The organism is Bordetella ansorpii (assembly GCF_900078705.1).
GTDB classification, from domain to species: Bacteria; Pseudomonadota; Gammaproteobacteria; order Burkholderiales; family Burkholderiaceae_B; genus Bordetella; species Bordetella ansorpii_A.
Genome location: NZ_FKIF01000009.1, coordinates 358,542 through 377,549 on the forward strand (window position 1 = coordinate 358,542; position 19,008 = coordinate 377,549).

Sequence of the window (19,008 nt, forward strand, 5' to 3'; positions counted from 1 at the left end):
GACCTTCCTTTCCTGCGGAGACCCCGAACAATGAGCACGACCTCCTCCCCGCCGGCGGCGGCGCCCAAGCCGTTCGCCGCGCTGGGGCACGTCACCTTCGCCGTACTGTGGGTGGCCACCATCCTGGGCAACATCGGCGGCTTCATGCGCGACGTGGCCAATGCCTGGCTCGCCACCGAACTGTCGAGTTCGCCCGCGGCCGTGGCGGCGATCCAGGCCGCGGCCACGCTGCCCGTCTTCCTGCTGGCCATTCCCGCCGGCGTACTGTCGGACATCCTGGACCGCCGCAAACTGCTGATCGTGATCCAGTTCGGCCTGGGGCTGGTCAGCGGCACGCTGATGCTGCTGGCCTGGCACGACGCGCTGACGATCGAGATCCTGATCGGCATGGCGGCACTGGGCGGCATCGGCGCCGCGCTGATGGGTCCGACCTGGCAGTCCATCGTGCCCGAGCTGGTGCCGCTGCGCGAGCTGCGCGGCGCCGTGGCGCTGAACTCGCTGGGCGTGAACATCTCGCGCGCCATCGGCCCGGCAGCCGGTGGCCTGCTGCTGGCCAGCTTCGGCGCGGCGGCGACTTATGCGATGGATTTCATCAGCTACCTCATCGTGATCGGCGCGCTGGTCTGGTGGCGGCGCGTGCCGCGCGCCAGCGATCCCCTGCGCGAGCACTTCTTCAGCGCCTTGCGGGCCGGCCTGCGCTATACGCGGGCGCACAGCAAGCTGCACGTGGTGCTGGTGCGCGCGGGCGTGTACTTCGTATCGGGCAGCGCCGTCTGGGCCCTGCTGCCGCTGGTGGCCAAGCAACTGCTGCACGGCGACGCCGGCCTGTACGGCATGCTGCTGGGCATGGTGGGCGCGGGCGCCATCCTGGGCGCGCTGGCGCTGCCGAAGCTGCAAGGCGTGCTGAACGCCGACCGCCTGATCCTGGCCGCGGCCATCGCCACGGCCGCGGCGATGGCCGTGCTCAGCCGCTCCCCGCCCCTGTGGCTGGCGGCCCCCTTCCTGGTGCTGCTGGGCATGGCCTGGATCACGGCGCTGACCACGCTGGGCAGCACGGCGCAGGCCATCCTGCCCGACTGGGTGCGTGGCCGGGCGTTGTCCGTCTACCAGATGGTGTTCAACGGCGCCCTGGCCGGCGGCAGCCTGCTGTGGGGCGCCGTGGCGCAGGAGATGGGCGTGGCCCACGGCCTGCTGGTGTCGGCGGGCGTGCTGGTGGCCACCTCGCTGCTGGTGCACCGCGTGGCGCTGCCGCGCGGCGAGGAAGACCTGCAGCCGGCCCAGCCCTGGCCCGATCCGCAGGTGGCCGCGGTGGTCGAGCACGACCGCAGCCCGGTGCTGATCCAGATCGAGTACCGCGTGAAGCAGGAAGACCGCCAGGAATTCCTGCGCGCGGTGCGCCGCCTGTCCGAGGAGCGCCTGCGCGACGGCGCCTTCAACTGGGGCGTGATGGAAGACTCCGCCGATCCCCAGCGGCTGGTGGAGTGGTTCATGGTGGAATCCTGGGCCGAGCACATGCGCCAGCACCGCCGCGTCCACAACGCGGACGCGGACCTGCAACGCGAACTGCTGCGTTTCCACCAGGGCGATACGCCGCCGCAAGTCCAGCACCTGCTGGGCATGAAGTTACCCCCGCTGCACTGATCCTCTCCTTCACACTCCGGAATCCGATCCATGAAGCTCTATATCGTTTCCCTGGCCGCCGGCATCCTGGTCGGCATCATCTACGCGCTGCTGCAGGTCCGTTCCCCCGCGCCCCCCGTCGTGGCGCTGATCGGCCTCTTGGGCATGCTGATCGGCGAGCAGGTCGTGCCGCCGGCGCGGCGCCTGCTGTCCGGTGAGCCCGTGTCGGTGTCGTGGTTCAAGCAGGAATGCGTGCCGCACATCACGGGCGTGAACCATGCGCCCGAGCCGCACGCGCAGGACACGCAGCCTTCGCAGAAGACCTGAGCGGCTTTGCGCCCGGCCTGCGCGGCGCCATACTTAGGTATGGGTTCCGCCGCCGGGCCCCCGCGCTTATGCTGGAGCGGTATGCCGAGGCGGCCTTTCACGCCGGCGTATCCCCCGCGCCAGACAACGACAAGGACAGTCGCGTGAGTGCCCCCCCTGTAATCGCCATCGTCGACGACGACGCCTCCGTCCGGACCGCCCTGGGCCGCCTGCTGCGTTCGATCGATCTGGAGGTGCGGCTGTACGACCGCGGGCAGGCGCTGCTGGACGACATCGACACGGCCGCGCCGGATTGCGTGGTCACCGACATCCGCATGCCGGGCCTGAGCGGCTTCGACCTGTGCGCGGCCTTGCGGCGCCGCGGGATGGAGGTCCCCGTCATCTTCATGACGGCCTATGTGCAGGAAGGCTTCGCGCAGCGCGCCAGCGAGGCGCGAGCCACCTGCTTCATCCAGAAGCCGTTCGCCGGTGCCGAGCTGATCGCCTGTATCGCGAACGCGCTGGGCGACGGCGCCGCCCACCTGTAGCGCCGCTGCCGAAGGCGCTAGCGCCGCGCTTCCTGCTGGGCCGCGCGCAGGCGCCGCATGACTTCGCTGTTCAGTTCGCGGTTCGCGGAGGTCCACTTGCGGGTCATCCGGTCGATCTCGGCCTGCAACCGGGACACCAGCGCATCGTCACCCTTGGCCAGCCCCCAGATGGCGTATTCCGCATAGGTTTCGTAGGTACCGAAGCGCTGCACCGCCTGCTCGAACGCGGCGCGCGCCTGCGCGTCGCGGCTGACGCCGGCATAGCAGCGCGCCATCAACAGCAACACGCCTTCGGCGCGATAGTTGGGATGCTGCGTGCTCAGCGCCTCGAGATGCGGCAAGGCATCCTGGTAGCGGCGGCAGGCCACGAACGAGCGCGCGGCGCCGTAGAGCAGGTCGGCATCGGTGGAGAACGGTCCTTTCAGCGCGCCCTCGTAAAGCGTGGCGGCCTCTTCGGCCTGGCCCGCGTCCAGCAAGGCGGCGGCCAGGCGCATCTGGTTCTGCGCGGTGGGCGTCTCGTCGAAATCGGAACGGGCCAGGCGCACCGCCTTGCCGGGATCGAGCGCGCGGGAGGCGGCCGACACGGCCTTGAAGGCGCCTCGCTCCAGCCGGCTGCTGGGCAGATAGACGGCGAACAGGTACACGATGCTGCCCAGCATGGGAAATGCGAACAGAATGAAAAGCCAGTACAGCGGCTGCCCGCTGCGCACCACATGGATGGCGCACAGCAGCGCCAGAACGATATGCAAACCCAGGCCGATGAATGGCATGCCGACAATGCTCCAGTTCGTGACGCGGCGATGGTAGCCGCTTATGCTCAAGCAGAAAACCGTTCATGCGGCCTGGCACGGGGCCATGGCCCAAGCGCCGAATCGCGACGGCCCGGCGCGAGTGGCTGAACCGCCCTCGTCAGGAATACGTCAGCCGAACCGCCCCAGATACGCATCCAGCCGCCGGGCCAGGAGCTCGTCATGCGCGGCATTGCCGCCGAACATGAAGCACCGCGCGCAATGGCGCGGAAAGCGGATCGGCGCCAGATGGCGCGCCACGGCGCGGTAGGCCGACAGGCTTTCATGCTTGCTGGCATCGCCCCACACGGGCTCGGGTCCCGCGGTGACGGCGATGGCCTTCTCGCCGCAACGGGTCGACACGCCTGGCTCCCGCTCCAGCGCCGCCAGGGCCGAGGACAGCCGGCTGAAGAACGACCAGCCGATCAGGGTGCGCCAGCCGATGTCGGCGATGCCCGGCTGTTCGTCCGGCGTCCAGCGGTGCATCGAGCCCTCGCGCCGCACGCCGTCCATCACCATCGACGGCGATATGTGGATGGCGGCCGGATAACGCTCCAGTTCCCGCGCCATGCCGAACGACAGGCTGCTGTTGTAAGGCGGCAGAAAAAAGCCCATGCCCATCACACCGCAGATCAGCCTGGTGCCCAGCAACAGGTCGGTGATGGTATCGGCGAACGCGACGTTATGCGCGTGCTCGGCTGGCAGGTCGATCTCGAAGAGCGCCATCTCGCTGCGCTGCTCCACCCCGAAATAGGGCAAGGCAGGCTCCTCGAATTCGGACAGGGCATAACCATAGCGGCGCAGCCCCTCTCCATAGGCAGTGCCGGACTGCTCGAAAAATGCCCGGCCATCGGCCGCCAGACCCGGAGTGATCTTGCGGATCTTGCCCCGGTGTTCGAGGAAATGGAAAGAGGCCATATAGGCGGCGGCGCCCCAGGCGTCTTCGAACAAGCGATAAGCCTGCGTCAACGCATCCCGGTTCGCCTCGTCCGCGATCTCGCCATCCAATAGCGCGATGATGCGGAACGCCGGCACGGCCAACGGGGATTCGTCATACAGCAGCATATCGGGCATGGCCTTGCATCCTTCCTTCTCGCAGTGGGCAGAAAGACGGCCGTCGCCAGCCGCGCAGGGAAAAACCCCGCGATTGTGCAAGCCCCGGACGGGCAATGTCCTACCGAATCCTTCGACATGCCAGCAATCCATACAAAGCCTTCCCGCGTCCCCCTGCGCGCCGGGCGCTCTCGAAAAGGTTTGGATATAACTCTCTGCCCTACTGCGGCGGCGCGGGCTGCGGATCCCCGTCGCCGCCCGCCCCCGAGACGATCCCGCCCTCGACGCTGCCCAGATCGGCCAGCAGATCGTAGCAACGCGACTCCAGTTCCTCGGCGGCCGCGGCACGTTGGGGGGACGCCTCATCGACCGCGCTGCGGCAGCGCAGGCCCACCGCCACGGCCGGCTTCTGCTCGCGGCCTTCCTCGGTCACGCCCTTGATACTGATGAACTGTACGAAGTGATAGCGCTTGCCGTTGTCCAGGGCCGTGTAGATCAACTGCGCGCCGCCGGCTTCGAACTCCATGCCGGGCATGTTCTCGACCTCGCGCATGGTGTTCTGGATGGCTTCATCGCTGGCGTGCTCCAGCGCGCGGGCCTCTTCGGGCGGCAGGTCGGCGTAGTTGACCGAAGGCGCCAACGTGCGCAGCGACAGGCGCGCCACCGCGAACTGGCCGGATACCGACTGCAAGGGAAACCGGTATTCGGCGTACTGCGTGCCGTCCTGGTCCGACTGGGAAACGAGGCGCCAGTCGGCGGGCGGCACGAACACCGGCTTGCCGCCGGCGAAGGTCAGGCTGCCCGTCACGCCGATCTCGGCGGACAGGGCGGGCGAGGCGCCGAGAACCCCGGCGACGAGGGCGGATGCAAGAACGGTACGGCGTGATGCGGACATGGATGCGAAGCGATCTGCCTGGATATGCCGCGATGATAGCCGAGCGCGGGGCAGGTTCGCGCCGCGGACGCCCGGCCGGCGCGGCGCCGCGAATAGGCATAGAATTTCCGCGACCGTTCCGAAAGCCGCGGCATTGCGGCGGCCCGCCCGGAACAGCCCCGACAAACGAGGAGACACCATGCTGAAGATCTGGGGACGCGCGAATTCCGTCAATGTGCAGAAAGTGCTGTGGTGCTGCGACGAACTGCGGTTGCCGTACGAACGCATCGACGCCGGCATGCACTACGGCCGCAACAACGAGGCCGCCTACCTGGCCATGAACCCCAACGGCCGCGTGCCCACGCTGGAAGATGGCGACTTCGTGCTGTGGGAGTCGAACGCCATCCTGCGCTACCTGGCGCTGCAATATGGCGAAGCGAGCGGCCTGTATCCCGAAGGCGCCCGGGCGCGCGCCAGCATGGAACGCTGGCTGGACTGGACGCTGGCCTCGCTGCAGCCCGCCGAACGGCCGCTGTTCTGGGGCATGGTGCGCACCCCGCCCGAACAGCGCGACATGGCGGCCCTCCAGAAGGCGGCCGACGAGACCGGCAAGCTGTGGCAAGTGCTGGACGAGCGCCTGAAAGACCGCGCCTACATCGAAGGCCAGGCCTTCACGCTGGCCGACATCGTGCTGGGCGCCTATTGCCGGCGCTTCCTGGGCGCCGAACTGGACAGCCTGCGCCGCCCGGCCCTGCCGCATCTGCAAGCCTGGTACGAACGGCTGCAGGAGCGTCCCGCCTTCCGCCGGCACATCGCGCCGGCGCTGACTTGATCCCTTTCTCTTTCAGGAGCCCATCGCGGCCATGACCATCGAACTGCATACCTGGAACACCCCCAACGGCCGCAAGATCAGCGTGGCGCTGGAAGAAATGGGCCTGCCCTATTCCGTCCATCCGGTCGACATCCGCAACGGCCAGCAATTCGAACCCGGCTTCCTGCGCATCAGCCCGAACAACCGCATCCCGGCCATCGTCGACCCCGACGGCCCGCAAGGCAAGCCGGTCAGCGTGTTCGAGTCGGGCGCCATCCTGCTGTACCTGGGCGAGAAGACGGGCAAGTTCCTGCCCGCGCCGCTGGCCCAGCGCATTCCCGTGCTGGAATGGCTGATGTGGCAGATGGGCGGCTTCGGCCCCATGCCGGGCCAGGCGCATCACTTCCTGGGCTTGCAGAACGAGGACGACAAGCGCTACGGCGCCAAGCGTTATGTCGACGAGACCCGCCGCCTGTACGGTGTGCTGGATCGCCGGCTGGCGCAGGTGGAGTTCGTGGCGGGCGCGCTGTCGGTGGCCGACTTCGCCATCGTGGGGTGGGCATGGCGGCACGAACGCCACCAGGTCGACCTGGCCGACTTCCCGAACGTGCAGCGGTGGTACGACACGCTGATGGACCGCCCGGCGGTCAAGCGGGGTTTCGACGTGAAGCTGGACACCTGATACCGTTGCAACGAGTCAGGCAGGCCCCCCGGCCGCCTGGGCCGCCACCGGTTCATTATCCGGAGAGGCTGGAACAGTCATTCCCGCAGCACCCGATTGTTCGCATTTTCGAACAAGTGTCTTTCGATAGGCCCCCTTTATACGAGGGGCCCCCGTCCATAGAATACTTTTCCATGAACGGAGCCTATCATGAGAGCCTTGATCGAAAAAAATCTTAATCAACCCGCGTTGGTCAGCGCGCTGGTCGACTTCACGGGCCTGATGGCCCGCGTGGACTTCAACCTGGGCCAGGCCGCCTTCGTGGTGGCCGCCAAGGGCCTGCGCTATGGCCTGCCGGCCGCGCAAAAACTGGCCCGCCGCACGACGCGCGCGGCGGGCCAGTGCGGCAAACGGGCGGAATGACCGCCCGCCGCCATGCGCCTTACAGACCCGTATCGCGGGTGATCTTGCTGCCGTCGATCGACACGCCCGCCATCAGGCCGGCGTTGTTCATCACGAAACCGACGACCGACTGCTGATAAGTGTTGCTGTCGATGCTGCCGTTGGCGCCGATCTTGGCCACGGCCACCGTGGCGTCGGCGCCCACCGTCCAACCGTTGCTTTCGCGGAATTTCTTCAGCGCGGCGTCGGTCATGAACAACAGCACGGTGGCGCGCGATTGTGCGCCCGCCTGGAAGCCGATCGAGCCGCCAGCGGTGGTGTAGTACGACACCGGCTGACCGCCCACGCGCAGCACACCCTTGCCGTATTCGCCGGCCACGATGAAGCCACCGCCGATCACTGCCGGGAAGACCAGCACGCCCTTGGCGCGCTGCACCAGTTCACGCGACTGCGGCGAGGCCTGGTAGAGCTTGGACAGGGTGGCATCCGCGCCCGAATTGATCTCGGAACGCTGCTGGGCCGGCGTGGCCGAATTGTTCTGGGTATTGGTCGTGCAGCCCGCGAAGGTCAGGCCCGCCAGGGCCACGGTTGCGGCGGCCAGGCCGCTGCGGCGCAGAATAGAGGAAGATCCGAACATGGTGCTTCTCCTTTTGAGTGGGCGACCCACTTCCGTTAATAGGGTGCGATCCACTCTACTCCGCCCCCTTGTTACTGGCGTGAGCGAGGCCTGACATAAGGCCAGAAAGCGCAACCAAACCTGTCATGCGGCGCGGCACCGCCCAGACCCGGCGATCAGGCCGAAACCTCCTCCTGCACCGCGGAAAGCACGGGCTGAAGCGGCTCATGGCCGTGTTGCAGCAGCCAGACGACCAGGTTGCCGCACGGCATGGGCTTGCCATACAAGTAGCCCTGGATATACGAGACGTTACGGGCCTGCAGGTAGCGCAACTGCACGTCGTTCTCCACCCCTTCCGCCACCACCTGCAATCCCAGGCGGGCCGCCAGCGCGATGATCGCGTCCAGCACGGGCGCCTCGCCGTCGACCGATTCGATGGCGCTGACGAAGCCACGGTCGATCTTCAGGTAGTCCACGGGAAAGCGATGCAGGTAGGACAGCGAACAGTTGCCCACGCCGAAGTCGTCGATGGCCACCAGCGCCCCGGTGGCGCGCAGGGCTTCGAGATTGCGCCGCGCCGTGTCGTCGTCCGACACCAGGCTGCGCTCGGTGATTTCCAGCACCAGCACGATATGGCGCTGCTGCAGCACGCGGCGCAGTTGCGAGACGTCCGACACCAGCCGCGCGCTGGCCAGGTGCTCGGCCGCCAGGTTCACGCCCACATGGAAACCCGGGCGCAGCGGCCACTGCGCCACATCGCGCTCGATCAGTTCGAACAGGTGCAAAGTCAGCGGCACGATCATGCCGTGCGTCTCGGCCTGTGCGATGAAAACGTCGGGCCGGACATCTTCGCCCGACGCGGTGCGCCAACGCATCAACGCTTCCACGCCCATGCACTGCCCCTGCCGCACGTCGTAGATGGGCTGATAGCACAGGTAGAACTCGCCCGCGCGCATGGCGCGCCGCAGGCTTTCCACTGGGGACAGCTGGCGCAGCCGCAAGCGCCAGGCGATGAAGCCCAGCGCGCCGGCCAGCACCAGCGTCGCGGGCAGGAATTCGAGCGCCACGCGCCGCCAGGCCGCGTAGACGTCCTTGGCCGGCACGGTCACCGACACCTGCACGGCGTAGTCGTCGGACTGCAGGCGGCGCACCTGCGCCATGGGGCCGGGATCGCCCACGGGATAGCCCTGGCTGTGGATGGATACCCCGGTGCCGAAGTGCATCTCGACATGGTACGAACGCAGATCGGCCACGGTATTGAGCAGATCGATCAGATACTGGCCGTCGAGCACGGCCACGACGGTGACGTCGTTCCAGTTCTGCGCGAAGACCACGGCAGGCCGGCTTTCACTGGAGGCCGTACCGGCCACCGATGCGATCGAGCGCCCTTGCGGCAATGCGGACAGCGTGGGCAGCAGCATCGACAGTCGCCGCATGCCATTGTTGACGCCGGCCGCGCATTCGACGGTGTCGTTGCGTACGAACAGCAGGGAGCGCAGGTACGGGGAGATCGATCCCATGTACTGCAGCGTGGGCTCGGCCATGGAACACGGGCGCCCCGCCAGCGGCCCCAGTTCATCGACCACCCGCCACGCATAGGCCGACATGGTCTGCGCCTGATGCATCAGCACCCGGGCGGCGATGTCGGCCTGGCTGGAAGTCAGGCGCCGCGCCTCGCTGAGCGACGCGAAGGCGCACAGCACGGCAGGCGCCAGCAGCACCAGGATGGCCTGCACGGCAAACCACCACGCGTGCCGGCCCTTCCAGACCTGCATGCCCACGCTTTCTGCCCGTAAGGTTCGCGAACCGCCCATGCTGTATCCCAAAACCTGGGCGCCGCTCTGGAGAGTTTTGCACAGGAATGATAAATTCCTGCGAACCTTATCAGGATATTCACAAAAGATGAAATTATTCGAACATTTTGTGAATTTTTGCTTACAGCTGAAGTCACGGCGTCAGACTGCGCGACCGCTGCAGTCTCCGGGCGACGGTATGGCGGGGCGGCCTATTGACTGGCAACGGCGCCTCGGCCCTGCGCACTGAGCGACTGGGCGTGGGCGACGATCCGCTTGGGCTTCCAGACCTTGCAGGCATGGTCCAGGGCCTTGTCCTGGGACAAAAATCTGGCGAAACCCATCGCCTGATCAACGGTAAGAAACTCGTAGCGCCGACCCGAATACGTCACCGCGCGTCCATCCCGTGTCACCTCCAAGCTAGCCTCCTCGTGAAATGCACAAAGGTCTGCCGAGAAATCTTAACCATAATGACATATTCATAACCCTGCGAGAACCTCCCTATGAGATGAGCATAAGCAGGGAAAACCTGGTTGCATCATTCTCCGGGAAGCGTTGAAAGATTGCGCGATTGTGTAAGCGCTAGCATGGACAGCACAGGATGTGCCTGGTTGGCGGAAGTTCAGGGATGGAAGGGGGATTTGCGTCAGTTGCGCAAAATGGCACGCAGTGCAAAAGCCGGCGAATGCCGGCTTTTGCACTGCGGGAAACCATATTTACTTTGTTGTAAATAATGTAAAACTCAAGACGGCAGTGCCGATCCCCATCGACTGACTGCGCGTCATTGACGCGGCGGCTCGATCCAGAAAAACTTTTCGCCCTGCGCGACCATGTCGGCGACGGCATCGGCATCCATGCGCAGATCCGTGCCCATGAGGGTCGCGCCGCCATCATCGTGGATATGAATGATGGCCGGCGGATCATTCTCCATGGTGTACCAGTAGTACCCAGGCTTCAGGTCGTGCGAGTCGGTCGTCATGATGGCCAGTCTCCCTGCAGGTGATTGTGCGGCGGCGGCGCCACAGGCGTAAACAGATGCTACCGCGCCTCCGGAGGGGAGCGGCGAGGCTCGATATCAGGCCCATTTCAGCCGATTTCAAACCCTGTCATCCAGCTTGCACGCACCCCGCGCGAGGCGCAATATGGTTCCGAGCGTAGGGGGCCCGGATGTTGCGGATCGTCGCCATTGATCGCGGTCCGGTCACCCTCCCCACGGCGCGCCGTTCGACAATGGACCGGGATATTTTCAACTTGGCTGTCTCGCGCAGCAAGGCAGGAGCATCATGAAAAAGTGGCTGATCGCAGGCTTGGGCGCAGCGGGCGTACTGCTATCCAGCGCAGCGCTGGCCCGAGTGGACGTGGGCATCAGTATCGGCGTGCCGGGCTATGTCTACCCGCGGCCGCCGATATATGTCGCACCGCCCCCGCCCGTCTACGTGGCGCCGCGTCCGGTATACGTCGCGCCGCCCCCGCGGGTGTACGTGGCTCCGCCGCCTCCCGTTTACTATCCGGCGCCGGTGTACTACGGCGGCCCGCGCTACTATGGCCGTGGCGGCGGTTATTACCGCCATCATCATCACCATGATCGCGGCTGGCGCCGCTGACCGGCCAAAAACCAGTGGCCAGGCGATGCGGCCTGGGCTTCTGGCAAAGCGGGCTATAAAAAAACGCCGCCCTCGGGGCGGCGTTCTTATGCCGGCTTCATGGGTTGCGGCATGGACGCAGGCATCTGAGCCTGTACGCCTAGCGGTGCCGGCGACTTGTCGCCGGCTTGGGAAGAAGTCTCGCGGATCAGGTCGATCCAGCGACGCGGGGCGCTCGAAGCGCGCCACCAACCATTATGCGGACGCATGGGCAAACTCGGGTTCTCCGTTGAAACGCACACCATTGACCTTCTCGAATATCTCTTGGCTGCCCTGTTCGGCTTCGTCGCGGCTGGCATATGCAGCCAATCCAGGAACCTGCCAGAGCTTTTCGGGTGCGGTGCCGCCAATGCGGCGGGTACAGATTCGTACCTCGTAGCCCCTGTCTTCTTCCTGGACGACGGTACAACGCACACGGAAATCGCCAATCGTTCGCGAAGTCATCTTAGCTTCCTCTATTGAAATGACAGGGCTGTTTCGCCTCGGGCGTAATTGTGCCGCAACAACCGACCCTTTTTATGTCGGCCACACAATTCTTCACATCAATAGCAACTGCATTACCTTCGTCAGCATACGGAAAAAAAAAGACAGCCATATGGCTACGATATGCGCAAAAAAACCCGCAAGAATGCGGGCTTCTCGCAATGGCTGGCCAGCGCGCGATCAGGGATTGATCACCGCCAGGCCGCCCATGTACGGGCGCAGCACTTCGGGCACGACCACGCTGCCGTCGGCCTGCTGGTAATTTTCCAGCACGGCCACCAGCGCGCGGCCCACCGCCAGGCCGGAACCGTTGAGCGTATGCACGTATTCGGGCTTGTTCTGCGCATTACGGAAACGGCCCTGCATGCGCCGTGCCTGAAAGGCTTCGCAGTTGGACACCGAAGAAATCTCGCGCCAGGTATTCTGGGCGGGCAGCCAGACTTCCAGGTCATAGGTCTTGGCGGCGCCGAAGCCCATGTCGCCCGTGCACAACAGCATGACGCGGTAGGGCAGGCCCAGGCGCTGCAGCACCTGTTCCGCGTGGCCGGTCATCTCTTCCAGCGCCTGGTAGGACTGGTCGGGCGCGACGATCTGCACCATCTCGACCTTGTCGAACTGGTGCTGGCGGATCATGCCGCGCGTGTCGCGGCCGCCGCTGCCGGCTTCGGAGCGGAAGCACGGCGTATGGGCGGTCAGGCGGATCGGCAGGTCGGCGCCAGCCACGATGGTGTCGCGCGCCACGCTCGTCAGGGTGATTTCCGAGGTGGAGATCAGATACTGGTCTTCCCGCGCCACGGCATTGCCCTGGTCGTCGACGCGGTCGTCGTCCCCGCCCTTGGAGACCGCGAACATGTCGTCCTTGAACTTGGGCAACTGGCCCGTGCCGTACAGCGTCGAGCTGTTGACGATGTAGGGGGTATAGCACTCGGTGTAGCCGTGCTCGCCCGTCTGCAGGTCGAGCATGAACTGCGCCAGGGCGCGGTGCAGGCGGGCGATGGGGCCGCGCATGAAGGTGAAGCGCGCACCCGACAGCTTGGCGGCCATGTCGAAGTCCAGGCCCAGCGGCTCTCCCACGGCAACGTGGTCGCGCGGCTCGAAGCCCAGCGGCGGCGGGTTGCCGTCGGGACCGGCCTCGCCCGGCAGCCAACGGCGCACTTCGACGTTCTCGTCGCTGGACGCGCCCTGCGGCACGCTTTCGTGCGGCAGGTTGGGCGTGGACATCAGTACGTCATTGAGCTGCTGCTGGATGCCGGCCAGGTCTTCTTCCAGCTGGCGCAGGCGCTCGGGGATGGACTGCGACTCGGCCATCACGGCCGAGGCGTCCTCGCCACGCGACTTCAACTGGCCGATCTGCTTGGCCAGCGCATTGCGGCGCGCCTGCAGGGACTCGGTTTCGGTCTGGACGGTCTTGCGACGGGACTCCAGGTCATTGAACCGTTCCGTGTCGAAGTCGACGCCGCGGCTTTTCAGGCGGTCGACGACGGTTTGCAGGTCTTTGCGCAGCAATATCGGATCTAGCATGGTGTGTGGCTGTGGGTGAAGGAACCGCCGAAGCGGAGGGAAAGGCACGAACCGGCCATTGTGCCTGCATGGCGGGAACGGCATGTGACGTCGCCACCGGAATTTCGCGGATGTAACCGGCAGGTTCCGGCCTCGGGACGTCAGGTCCAGACAGGATTCTACCGTCCGGGCGGCAGTGGGGCCTGGCGCGGCACGTGCTTGCCCTGACGGGCGGGCGCGGACGAAGCCAGCGGGAAGCCGGATGGACGCGGTCCCCGGCATCGCGCCCCGCGCATCGTCACTTCTTGCGCGCTTCCTCGTCCAGTTGGCGAAGCTGGGCCAGCTTCTCGCCGATCTTGATCTCCAGCCCGCGCGGCACCGGTCGATACCAGCGCGGCTCGCGCATGCCGTCGGGCAGGTAGGTCTCGCCCGCGGCATAGGCGTTGGGCTCGTCGTGGGCGTAGCGGTAATCGTGGCCGTGGCCCAGCTGTTTCATCAGCTTGGTCGGCGCATTGCGCAGATGGATGGGCACCTCGCGGCTCTTGTCCTCGCGCACGAAGGCGCGCGCCGCGTTGTAGGCGTTGTAGCCGGCGTTGCTCTTGGCCGCCATGGCCAGGTAGATGACGGCCTGGCCCAGCGCCAGTTCGCCCTCGGGACTGCCCAGGCGCTCGTAGGTGGCGGCGGCATCGTTGGCGATCTGCATGGCGCGCGGGTCGGCCAGGCCGATGTCTTCCCAGGCCATGCGCACGATGCGGCGCGACAGGTAGCGTGCATCGGCGCCGCCGTCCAGCATGCGGGTGAACCAATACAGCGCCGCATCGGGATGCGAGCCGCGCACCGATTTGTGCAGGGCGCTGATCTGGTCATAGAACGCGTCCCCGCCCTTGTCGAAGCGGCGCAGATTCTGCGACAGCGCGATCTCCAGCCATTCCGTGTCGACCGTCTCGCGGCCGGCGGACTGGGCGGATTCGGCCACGACCTCGACCGCGCTGATCAGCCGGCGCGCATCGCCGTCCGCCCAGGCGGCCAACTGATCGCGCGCCTCGGGCGTGATGGACAGCCCGGCACCGGGTTCCGCGCCGTCGTTCAGGGCGGCGACGGCGCGGTCGACCAGTTCGGCCAGTTCCTCGGCGGTCAGCGATTGCAGCACGTACACGCGGGCGCGCGACAGCAATGCGGAGTTGACCTCGAACGAGGGGTTCTCGGTGGTGGCGCCGATGAAGGTGAACAGGCCGCTTTCGACGTAAGGCAGGAAGGCATCCTGCTGCGCCTTGTTGAAGCGGTGGACCTCGTCGACGAACAGGATGGTGCGGCGGCCCTGCCCTTGCGCCACCTGGGCCGCCACGACGGCGTCGCGGATGTCCTTGACGCCGCCCAGCACGGCAGAAATGGCGATGAAGTGGGCATCGAAGCCATCGGCCATCAGGCGCGCCAGCGTGGTCTTGCCCACGCCGGGCGGGCCCCAGAAGATCATGGAGTGCGGACGGCCCGATTCGAAGGCCACGCGCAGCGGCTTGTCGGGGCCCAGCAGGTGCGATTGCCCCACGACGTCTGCCAGCGTACGCGGCCGCAGGCGCTCGGCCAGCGGCACGTAGGGCCGGTGGGCGGGATCGGCGGCGAACAGGTCGGTAGTCATGGCAAAAAAAACGGGATACAGCGATGGCGAACCCCATTACACCACGCGTGCGCATGGCGCCGTGCCCGACGGCGCCGTCAGGAGGCGAAGCGGTAACCCACGCCGATCTCGGTGACCAGGTGCACCGGCTGCGCCGGGTCGGCCTCGAGTTTCTGGCGCAGGTGGCCCATGTAGATGCGCAGGTAATGGTTGCTCTCGACGTGCGACGGCCCCCAGACCTCGCGCAGCAGCTCGCGGTGCGTCATCACCTTGCCCCGGTGCGCCAGCATCACGGCCAGCAGGCGGTATTCGATCTGGGTCAGGTGCACGTGCTGGCCGGCCCGCGTCACCACGCGGCGCGCCATGTCCACATGGACGTCGCCGAAGCTGAGCTGGGCCGCGCCGTCGGCCGCGCCGCGTGCGTGGCGGCGCAGCAGCACGCGCAGGCGGGCCAGCAGTTCGCCCACGCCGAAGGGCTTGGTCAGGTAATCGTCCGCGCCGGCATCCAGCGCCTCGATCTTGTCCGTCTCGCTGGTGCGGGCCGACAGCACCAGCACCGGCACCTCGGTCCAGCCGCGCAGTTCGCGGATCAGCGTCATGCCGTCGGCGTCGGGCAGGCCCAGGTCCAGCACCACGGCGTCGGGCTGGCGCGTGCCGGCCTCGATCAGTCCGCGCTTGACCGTGTCGGCCTCGTGGACCTCGCAGCCCTCGGATTCCAGGGCGGTGCGGACAAAGCGCCGGATGTGGGCGTCGTCCTCGATCAGCAGCACGGTGGGTTGGTAGTCGAACATGGCGGGAATCAGGAAAGCACGGCTTCCGGGGGCGCGGCGGGCGGCGTGCCCAGCGGCAGCGCGAAGACGAAGCAGGCGCCGTGCACACGGGCGCCGTGCAGACGGGCGCCGTGCACACGGGCGCCGTCCCGCGGCGCGGGCTCGACCCAGATGCGGCCGCGATGCGCCTCCAGTATCGCCTTGCAGACCGCCAGGCCCAAGCCCACGCCGGGCGTGGACGACTCACGCCCGCCGCGCGTGAACTTTTCAAAGATGCGCAGCCGCATCTCCTCGGGCACGCCGGGGCCGTCATCGCACACGGCCACGCGCAGTTGGCCGTCGCCCGTACTCGCCTCGATGTGGATGGCGCTGCCGGCGGGCGTGTACTTGGAAGCGTTCTCCAGCAGATTGCACAGCACCCGCTCGATCAGGATGCCGTCGCATTCGACCAGCGGCAGGTCGGACAGGCGGGCAACCGTGACGTGGTGGCGGGCCAGGGTTTCGCGCATGGCGGCCAGCGAGGCGCCCACCAGTTCCTCCACCGATTGCCATTCGGGCCGCAGCGGCGTGTCGCGGCTTTGCAGGCGCGCCATGTCCAGCAGATTGACCACCAGCGCATGCATGCGCTGCGCCTGGTCGCGCATGGCCGCGGCCGTCTCGCGGGTGGCATCGGGCAAGGCGGCGGGATCGCGCATCAGGGTGTCGGCCAGGCCCACCAGGCTGGTCAGCGGCGTGCGCAGGTCGTGCGACACGGCGGCCAGCAGCGAATTGCGCAGGCGTTCGGACTCGATGTTGACCAGCGCCTGCTGCGCCACCTCGACGTAGTGCAGACGCTCCAGCGCGATGGCGATCAGCGTGGCGTAGGCGTCGAGCTGGCGCTGCGCCTCGGGCATGGCCGAAAACGGCTTGCCCGGCGCCTGCAAGGCCAGCACGCCGCGCACGCGCATGGGCGCCGCAAGCGGCAGGTACAGCAGCGGGCTGTTGGACAGCGTGCCGGTGCCCGCCCCCGCCGCGCGGCCATGGTCGTATACCCACTGCGCCAGAGAAGGCTCCAGCGCCCCCATGTCGGGATCAGTGGGCGAGGCCAGCGACAGCCGGTCGTCCAGCGCCTGCACGTACAGCGCGCTGCGCGCGCCGAACGCCGCGTTCAGGAAGGCGCTGGCGGCGGCGACGATCTGCTCGGGCAACAAGGCGGACGACAGTTCGCGCGCGAACTCGTACAGGCCGCGCGCATCCGCCTCGCGCTTGGCCGACGCCCTGGCCTGCGCGCGCAGGCCCGCCGTCAGTTGGCCGATCAGCAAGCCCACCGCCAGCAGCACGGCGAAGGTGACCAGATACTGTACGTCGGACACGGCGAACGAGCCCACCGGCTGCACGAAGAAATAGTCGAACAGCACCACGCTGACCACCGAGGCCAGGGCAGAGGGGCCCCGGCCATGCCGCAAGGCCACGCCCACCACCGCCAGCAGGTAGAACATGACGATGTTGGTCTGGTGCAGCACCGCCGAGGCCAGCGACGACACGACGGTGGCGGCCGCGCAATAGCCCAGCGCCCAGGCGTAGCCGCCTGCCTGCTGTTGGCCGTGCGCATCGGACGCCTCTCCGGGGCGGCGGCCCAGCATCAGCGGATCGCGGCCCGGCGGCGGCGCGGCCACCGAAGGCGCCGCCACGCGGATCACGTCCACGTCGGGGCAGGCCGCCGACAGCGCGTCGGCGAAGGTGCGGCGGCGGCGCCACCAGCCAGGCGCCAGCATGGCGTCCAGCAGCGAGGAGGGAGACGGCCAGCGGCCCTGCGCGCCTCGCCCCAGCACGGCCTTGGTGACGTTGTGCCGCCGCATGTAGCGCGCGGTGGCGTCCACCATATCGGCGCCGGCCAGGGTTTCGGTGCGCGCGGCCAGTTGGTCGGCCAGGGCCATCGCGCGCTCCAGGTTCTGCTGCCGCTGCGACGGCAGCGGCGCCACGCGCAGCGCGGCCACGGTGACGACGTGCAGCTCGCACTCCAACTGCTGCGCCAGGCGGTGGGCGCTGCGCACCACGTATTCGGCCTGGTCGTCGGGTCCGATGCAGGCCAGCACGGCCTCGCGGGTGCGCCAGACCGGCTGGATCTCGCGCTCGTGGCGGTATTCCTGCACGTCGTCGTCGACGTGCTCGGCGGTGCGGCGCAGGGCCAGCTCGCGCAACGCGATCAGGTTGCCCTTGCGGAAGAAATGGCGGGTGGCGTGGCGCGCCTGGTCGGGCACGTAGACGCGCCCTTCCTTCAAGCGGCGCAGCAGTTCGTCGGCGGACAGGTCGACCAGGATGACCTCGTGCGCGGCGTCGAAGAACTCGTCGGGCACGGTTTCCCAGACGCGCACGCCGGTGATGCTGCCGACCGCCTCGTTCAGGCTGTCCAGGTGCTGCACGTTCAGCGTGGTCCAGACGTCGATGCCGGCGGCCAGCAGTTCCTCGACGTCCTGCCAGCGCTTGGCGTGGCGCGCGCCGGGCGCGTTGGAATGGGCCAGTTCGTCGACCAGCAGCAGGCGCGGCTTGCGGGCCAGGGCGCCGCCCAGGTCGAACTCGTTCAGGGTATGGCCACGGTACGCCAGCGCCTGAGGCGGCAGCACGTCCAGGCCCTGCAGCAGCGCGGCGGTTTCCTTGCGGCCATGGGTTTCGACCACGCCAGCCACCACGTCGATGCCCTGTTCGCGCTGCGCGCGGGCGGCGGCCAGCATGGCGTAGGTCTTGCCCACCCCGGCCGAGGCGCCGAAATAGATGCGCAGCTTGCCGCGGCGCGCCTGCGCGGCCGCGTCGTCCAGGTGCTGCAGCAGCCGGTCGGGGTCGGGACGATCGCTACCGTTGTCGGCCATGATGCGGGAGGGATTCGAGGGCAGACATACTATACGCCGCGGCGGGCATGCGGCTTACTTGCCCGCAAGGGGTTTCAGGGCGTCCAGCGCCAGGTTCAGCGGCAGCACGCTCACGGTCGGGTCGCCGATCAGCCCCAGCCACGGGGTGTCGGTATGCGCCTGGACCAGCTTGCGCACCTCGGCTTCGGGCAGTCCCCGCGAGCGGGCCACGCGGCGCACCTGGTATTCGGCCGCGGCGGTGCTGATGTGCGGATCCAGGCCGCTGCCGGAGGCCGTGACCAGATCGACCGGGACCTGTGCCGGATTCTCCGGATCGGCGGCATGCAGCGCCGCGATGCGCTCCTGCACGGCCTGGGCCAGCGCCGGGTTGGTCGGCCCCAGGTTCGAGCCGCCGGACGCGCCGCCGTTGTAGGCCATCGGCGCGGTAGCCGACGGCCGGCTCCAGAAATAGCCCGGCGAACTGAAGGCCTGGCCGATCAGTGCCGAGCCGATGACCTTGCCGTCGCGCTCGATCAGCGAGCCCGCGGCCTGGTGCGGAAACAGCGCGCGGGCCACGCCCGTGGTCAGCAGCGGATACGCCAGCCCGGTGATGAGGGACAGCGCGATGAAGACGCTCAGCGCGGGCCGCAACAGGCCCTGCGGTTTCATGGGGGATGTGGAGGTTTGCATGAAAGTATCC

The 19,008-nt window shown here is 67.5% G+C and carries 19 protein-coding genes; 7 read left to right on the top strand and 12 right to left on the bottom strand.

Annotated elements, in window-relative coordinates; all coding sequences use genetic code 11:
- Positions 1–30 precede the first annotated feature (30 nt).
- The 3 genes from A6745_RS24360 to A6745_RS24370 all read left to right on the top strand — a co-directional run bounded on the left by A6745_RS24360 (position 31) and on the right by A6745_RS24370 (position 2,474).
- Positions 31–1,641 (top strand): MFS transporter, encoded by a 1,611-nt coding sequence (locus tag A6745_RS24360; protein WP_066133079.1) that lies wholly within the window; start codon positions 31–33, stop codon positions 1,639–1,641.
- A 30-nt stretch (positions 1,642–1,671) separates the two neighbouring features.
- On the top strand, positions 1,672–1,947 hold the full coding sequence (locus A6745_RS24365; protein WP_066133080.1) for a XapX domain-containing protein: 276 nt from the start codon (positions 1,672–1,674) through the stop codon (positions 1,945–1,947).
- Positions 1,948–2,090: 143 nt separating this feature from the next.
- A complete protein-coding gene (locus A6745_RS24370) occupies positions 2,091–2,474 on the top strand; it encodes a response regulator transcription factor (RefSeq protein WP_066133248.1) in 384 nt (127 codons plus the stop codon).
- 17 nt (positions 2,475–2,491) lie between these two features.
- Here A6745_RS24370 and A6745_RS24375 read toward each other — a convergent pair whose 3' ends face one another.
- From A6745_RS24375 to A6745_RS29145, 3 genes are all read right to left on the bottom strand, one after another.
- On the bottom strand, positions 2,492–3,244 hold the full coding sequence (locus A6745_RS24375) for a tetratricopeptide repeat protein (protein ID WP_066133081.1): 753 nt from the start codon (positions 3,242–3,244) through the stop codon (positions 2,492–2,494).
- A 150-nt stretch (positions 3,245–3,394) separates the two neighbouring features.
- Entirely contained in the window at positions 3,395–4,336 is a 942-nt protein-coding gene (locus tag A6745_RS24380; protein WP_066133084.1) for a type VI immunity family protein, read from the bottom strand.
- Positions 4,337–4,535: 199 nt separating this feature from the next.
- Positions 4,536–5,210 carry a hypothetical protein gene (locus A6745_RS29145; RefSeq protein ID WP_197488229.1) on the bottom strand — a complete coding sequence of 225 codons (675 nt, stop codon included), beginning with the start codon at positions 5,208–5,210 and terminating at the stop codon, positions 4,536–4,538.
- Positions 5,211–5,388: 178 nt separating this feature from the next.
- On the opposite strand from A6745_RS29145, the gene A6745_RS24390 reads away from it, so the two are divergent.
- From A6745_RS24390 to A6745_RS28430, 3 genes are all read left to right on the top strand, one after another.
- Positions 5,389–6,021: a glutathione S-transferase family protein gene (locus A6745_RS24390; protein WP_066133088.1), complete on the top strand. Its 633-nt coding sequence runs from the start codon at positions 5,389–5,391 to the stop codon at positions 6,019–6,021.
- A 31-nt stretch (positions 6,022–6,052) separates the two neighbouring features.
- Positions 6,053–6,682 (top strand): glutathione S-transferase family protein, encoded by a 630-nt coding sequence (locus A6745_RS24395; protein WP_066133093.1) that lies wholly within the window; start codon positions 6,053–6,055, stop codon positions 6,680–6,682.
- Between the two features lie 189 nt (positions 6,683–6,871).
- Entirely contained in the window at positions 6,872–7,084 is a 213-nt protein-coding gene (locus A6745_RS28430; RefSeq protein WP_082853267.1) for a hypothetical protein, read from the top strand.
- 19 nt (positions 7,085–7,103) lie between these two features.
- Here the strand turns inward: A6745_RS28430 and A6745_RS24400 are convergent, their stop codons facing one another.
- The 3 genes from A6745_RS24400 to A6745_RS24415 form a co-directional block, all read right to left on the bottom strand.
- Entirely contained in the window at positions 7,104–7,700 is a 597-nt protein-coding gene (locus A6745_RS24400; RefSeq protein WP_066133096.1) for a BPSL1445 family SYLF domain-containing lipoprotein, read from the bottom strand.
- Between the two features lie 155 nt (positions 7,701–7,855).
- On the bottom strand, positions 7,856–9,454 hold the full coding sequence (locus tag A6745_RS24405; RefSeq protein ID WP_066133099.1) for an EAL domain-containing protein: 1,599 nt from the start codon (positions 9,452–9,454) through the stop codon (positions 7,856–7,858).
- Positions 9,455–10,253: 799 nt separating this feature from the next.
- Positions 10,254–10,451: a hypothetical protein gene (locus tag A6745_RS24415; protein ID WP_066133105.1), complete on the bottom strand. Its 198-nt coding sequence runs from the start codon at positions 10,449–10,451 to the stop codon at positions 10,254–10,256.
- A gap of 304 nt (positions 10,452–10,755) precedes the next feature.
- Here A6745_RS24415 and A6745_RS24420 point away from each other — a divergent pair, with 304 nt between their 5' ends.
- Positions 10,756–11,076, top strand: a complete 321-nt coding sequence (locus tag A6745_RS24420; RefSeq protein WP_066133106.1) for a virulence factor — start codon at positions 10,756–10,758, stop codon at positions 11,074–11,076.
- A gap of 234 nt (positions 11,077–11,310) precedes the next feature.
- Here the strand turns inward: A6745_RS24420 and A6745_RS28435 are convergent, their stop codons facing one another.
- The 6 genes from A6745_RS28435 to kdpC all read right to left on the bottom strand — a co-directional run bounded on the left by A6745_RS28435 (position 11,311) and on the right by kdpC (position 18,998).
- A complete protein-coding gene (locus A6745_RS28435) occupies positions 11,311–11,559 on the bottom strand; it encodes a hypothetical protein (RefSeq protein ID WP_066413000.1) in 249 nt (82 codons plus the stop codon).
- A gap of 219 nt (positions 11,560–11,778) precedes the next feature.
- Positions 11,779–13,119, bottom strand: a complete 1,341-nt coding sequence (gene serS, locus A6745_RS24430) for a serine--tRNA ligase (RefSeq protein ID WP_066133114.1) — start codon at positions 13,117–13,119, stop codon at positions 11,779–11,781.
- A 277-nt stretch (positions 13,120–13,396) separates the two neighbouring features.
- Positions 13,397–14,734, bottom strand: coding sequence for a replication-associated recombination protein A (locus tag A6745_RS24435; RefSeq protein ID WP_066133117.1), 1,338 nt, complete (start codon positions 14,732–14,734; stop codon positions 13,397–13,399).
- Positions 14,735–14,811: 77 nt separating this feature from the next.
- Positions 14,812–15,504, bottom strand: a complete 693-nt coding sequence (gene kdpE / locus A6745_RS24440; RefSeq protein ID WP_066133120.1) for a two-component system response regulator KdpE — start codon at positions 15,502–15,504, stop codon at positions 14,812–14,814.
- Between the two features lie 8 nt (positions 15,505–15,512).
- Positions 15,513–18,329, bottom strand: a complete 2,817-nt coding sequence (locus tag A6745_RS24445) for a sensor histidine kinase (protein ID WP_066133123.1) — start codon at positions 18,327–18,329, stop codon at positions 15,513–15,515.
- 54 nt (positions 18,330–18,383) lie between these two features.
- Complete coding sequence (kdpC, locus tag A6745_RS24450; RefSeq protein ID WP_066133126.1) at positions 18,384–18,998, bottom strand: potassium-transporting ATPase subunit KdpC; 615 nt, start codon at positions 18,996–18,998, stop codon at positions 18,384–18,386.
- Positions 18,999–19,008 lie beyond the last annotated feature (10 nt).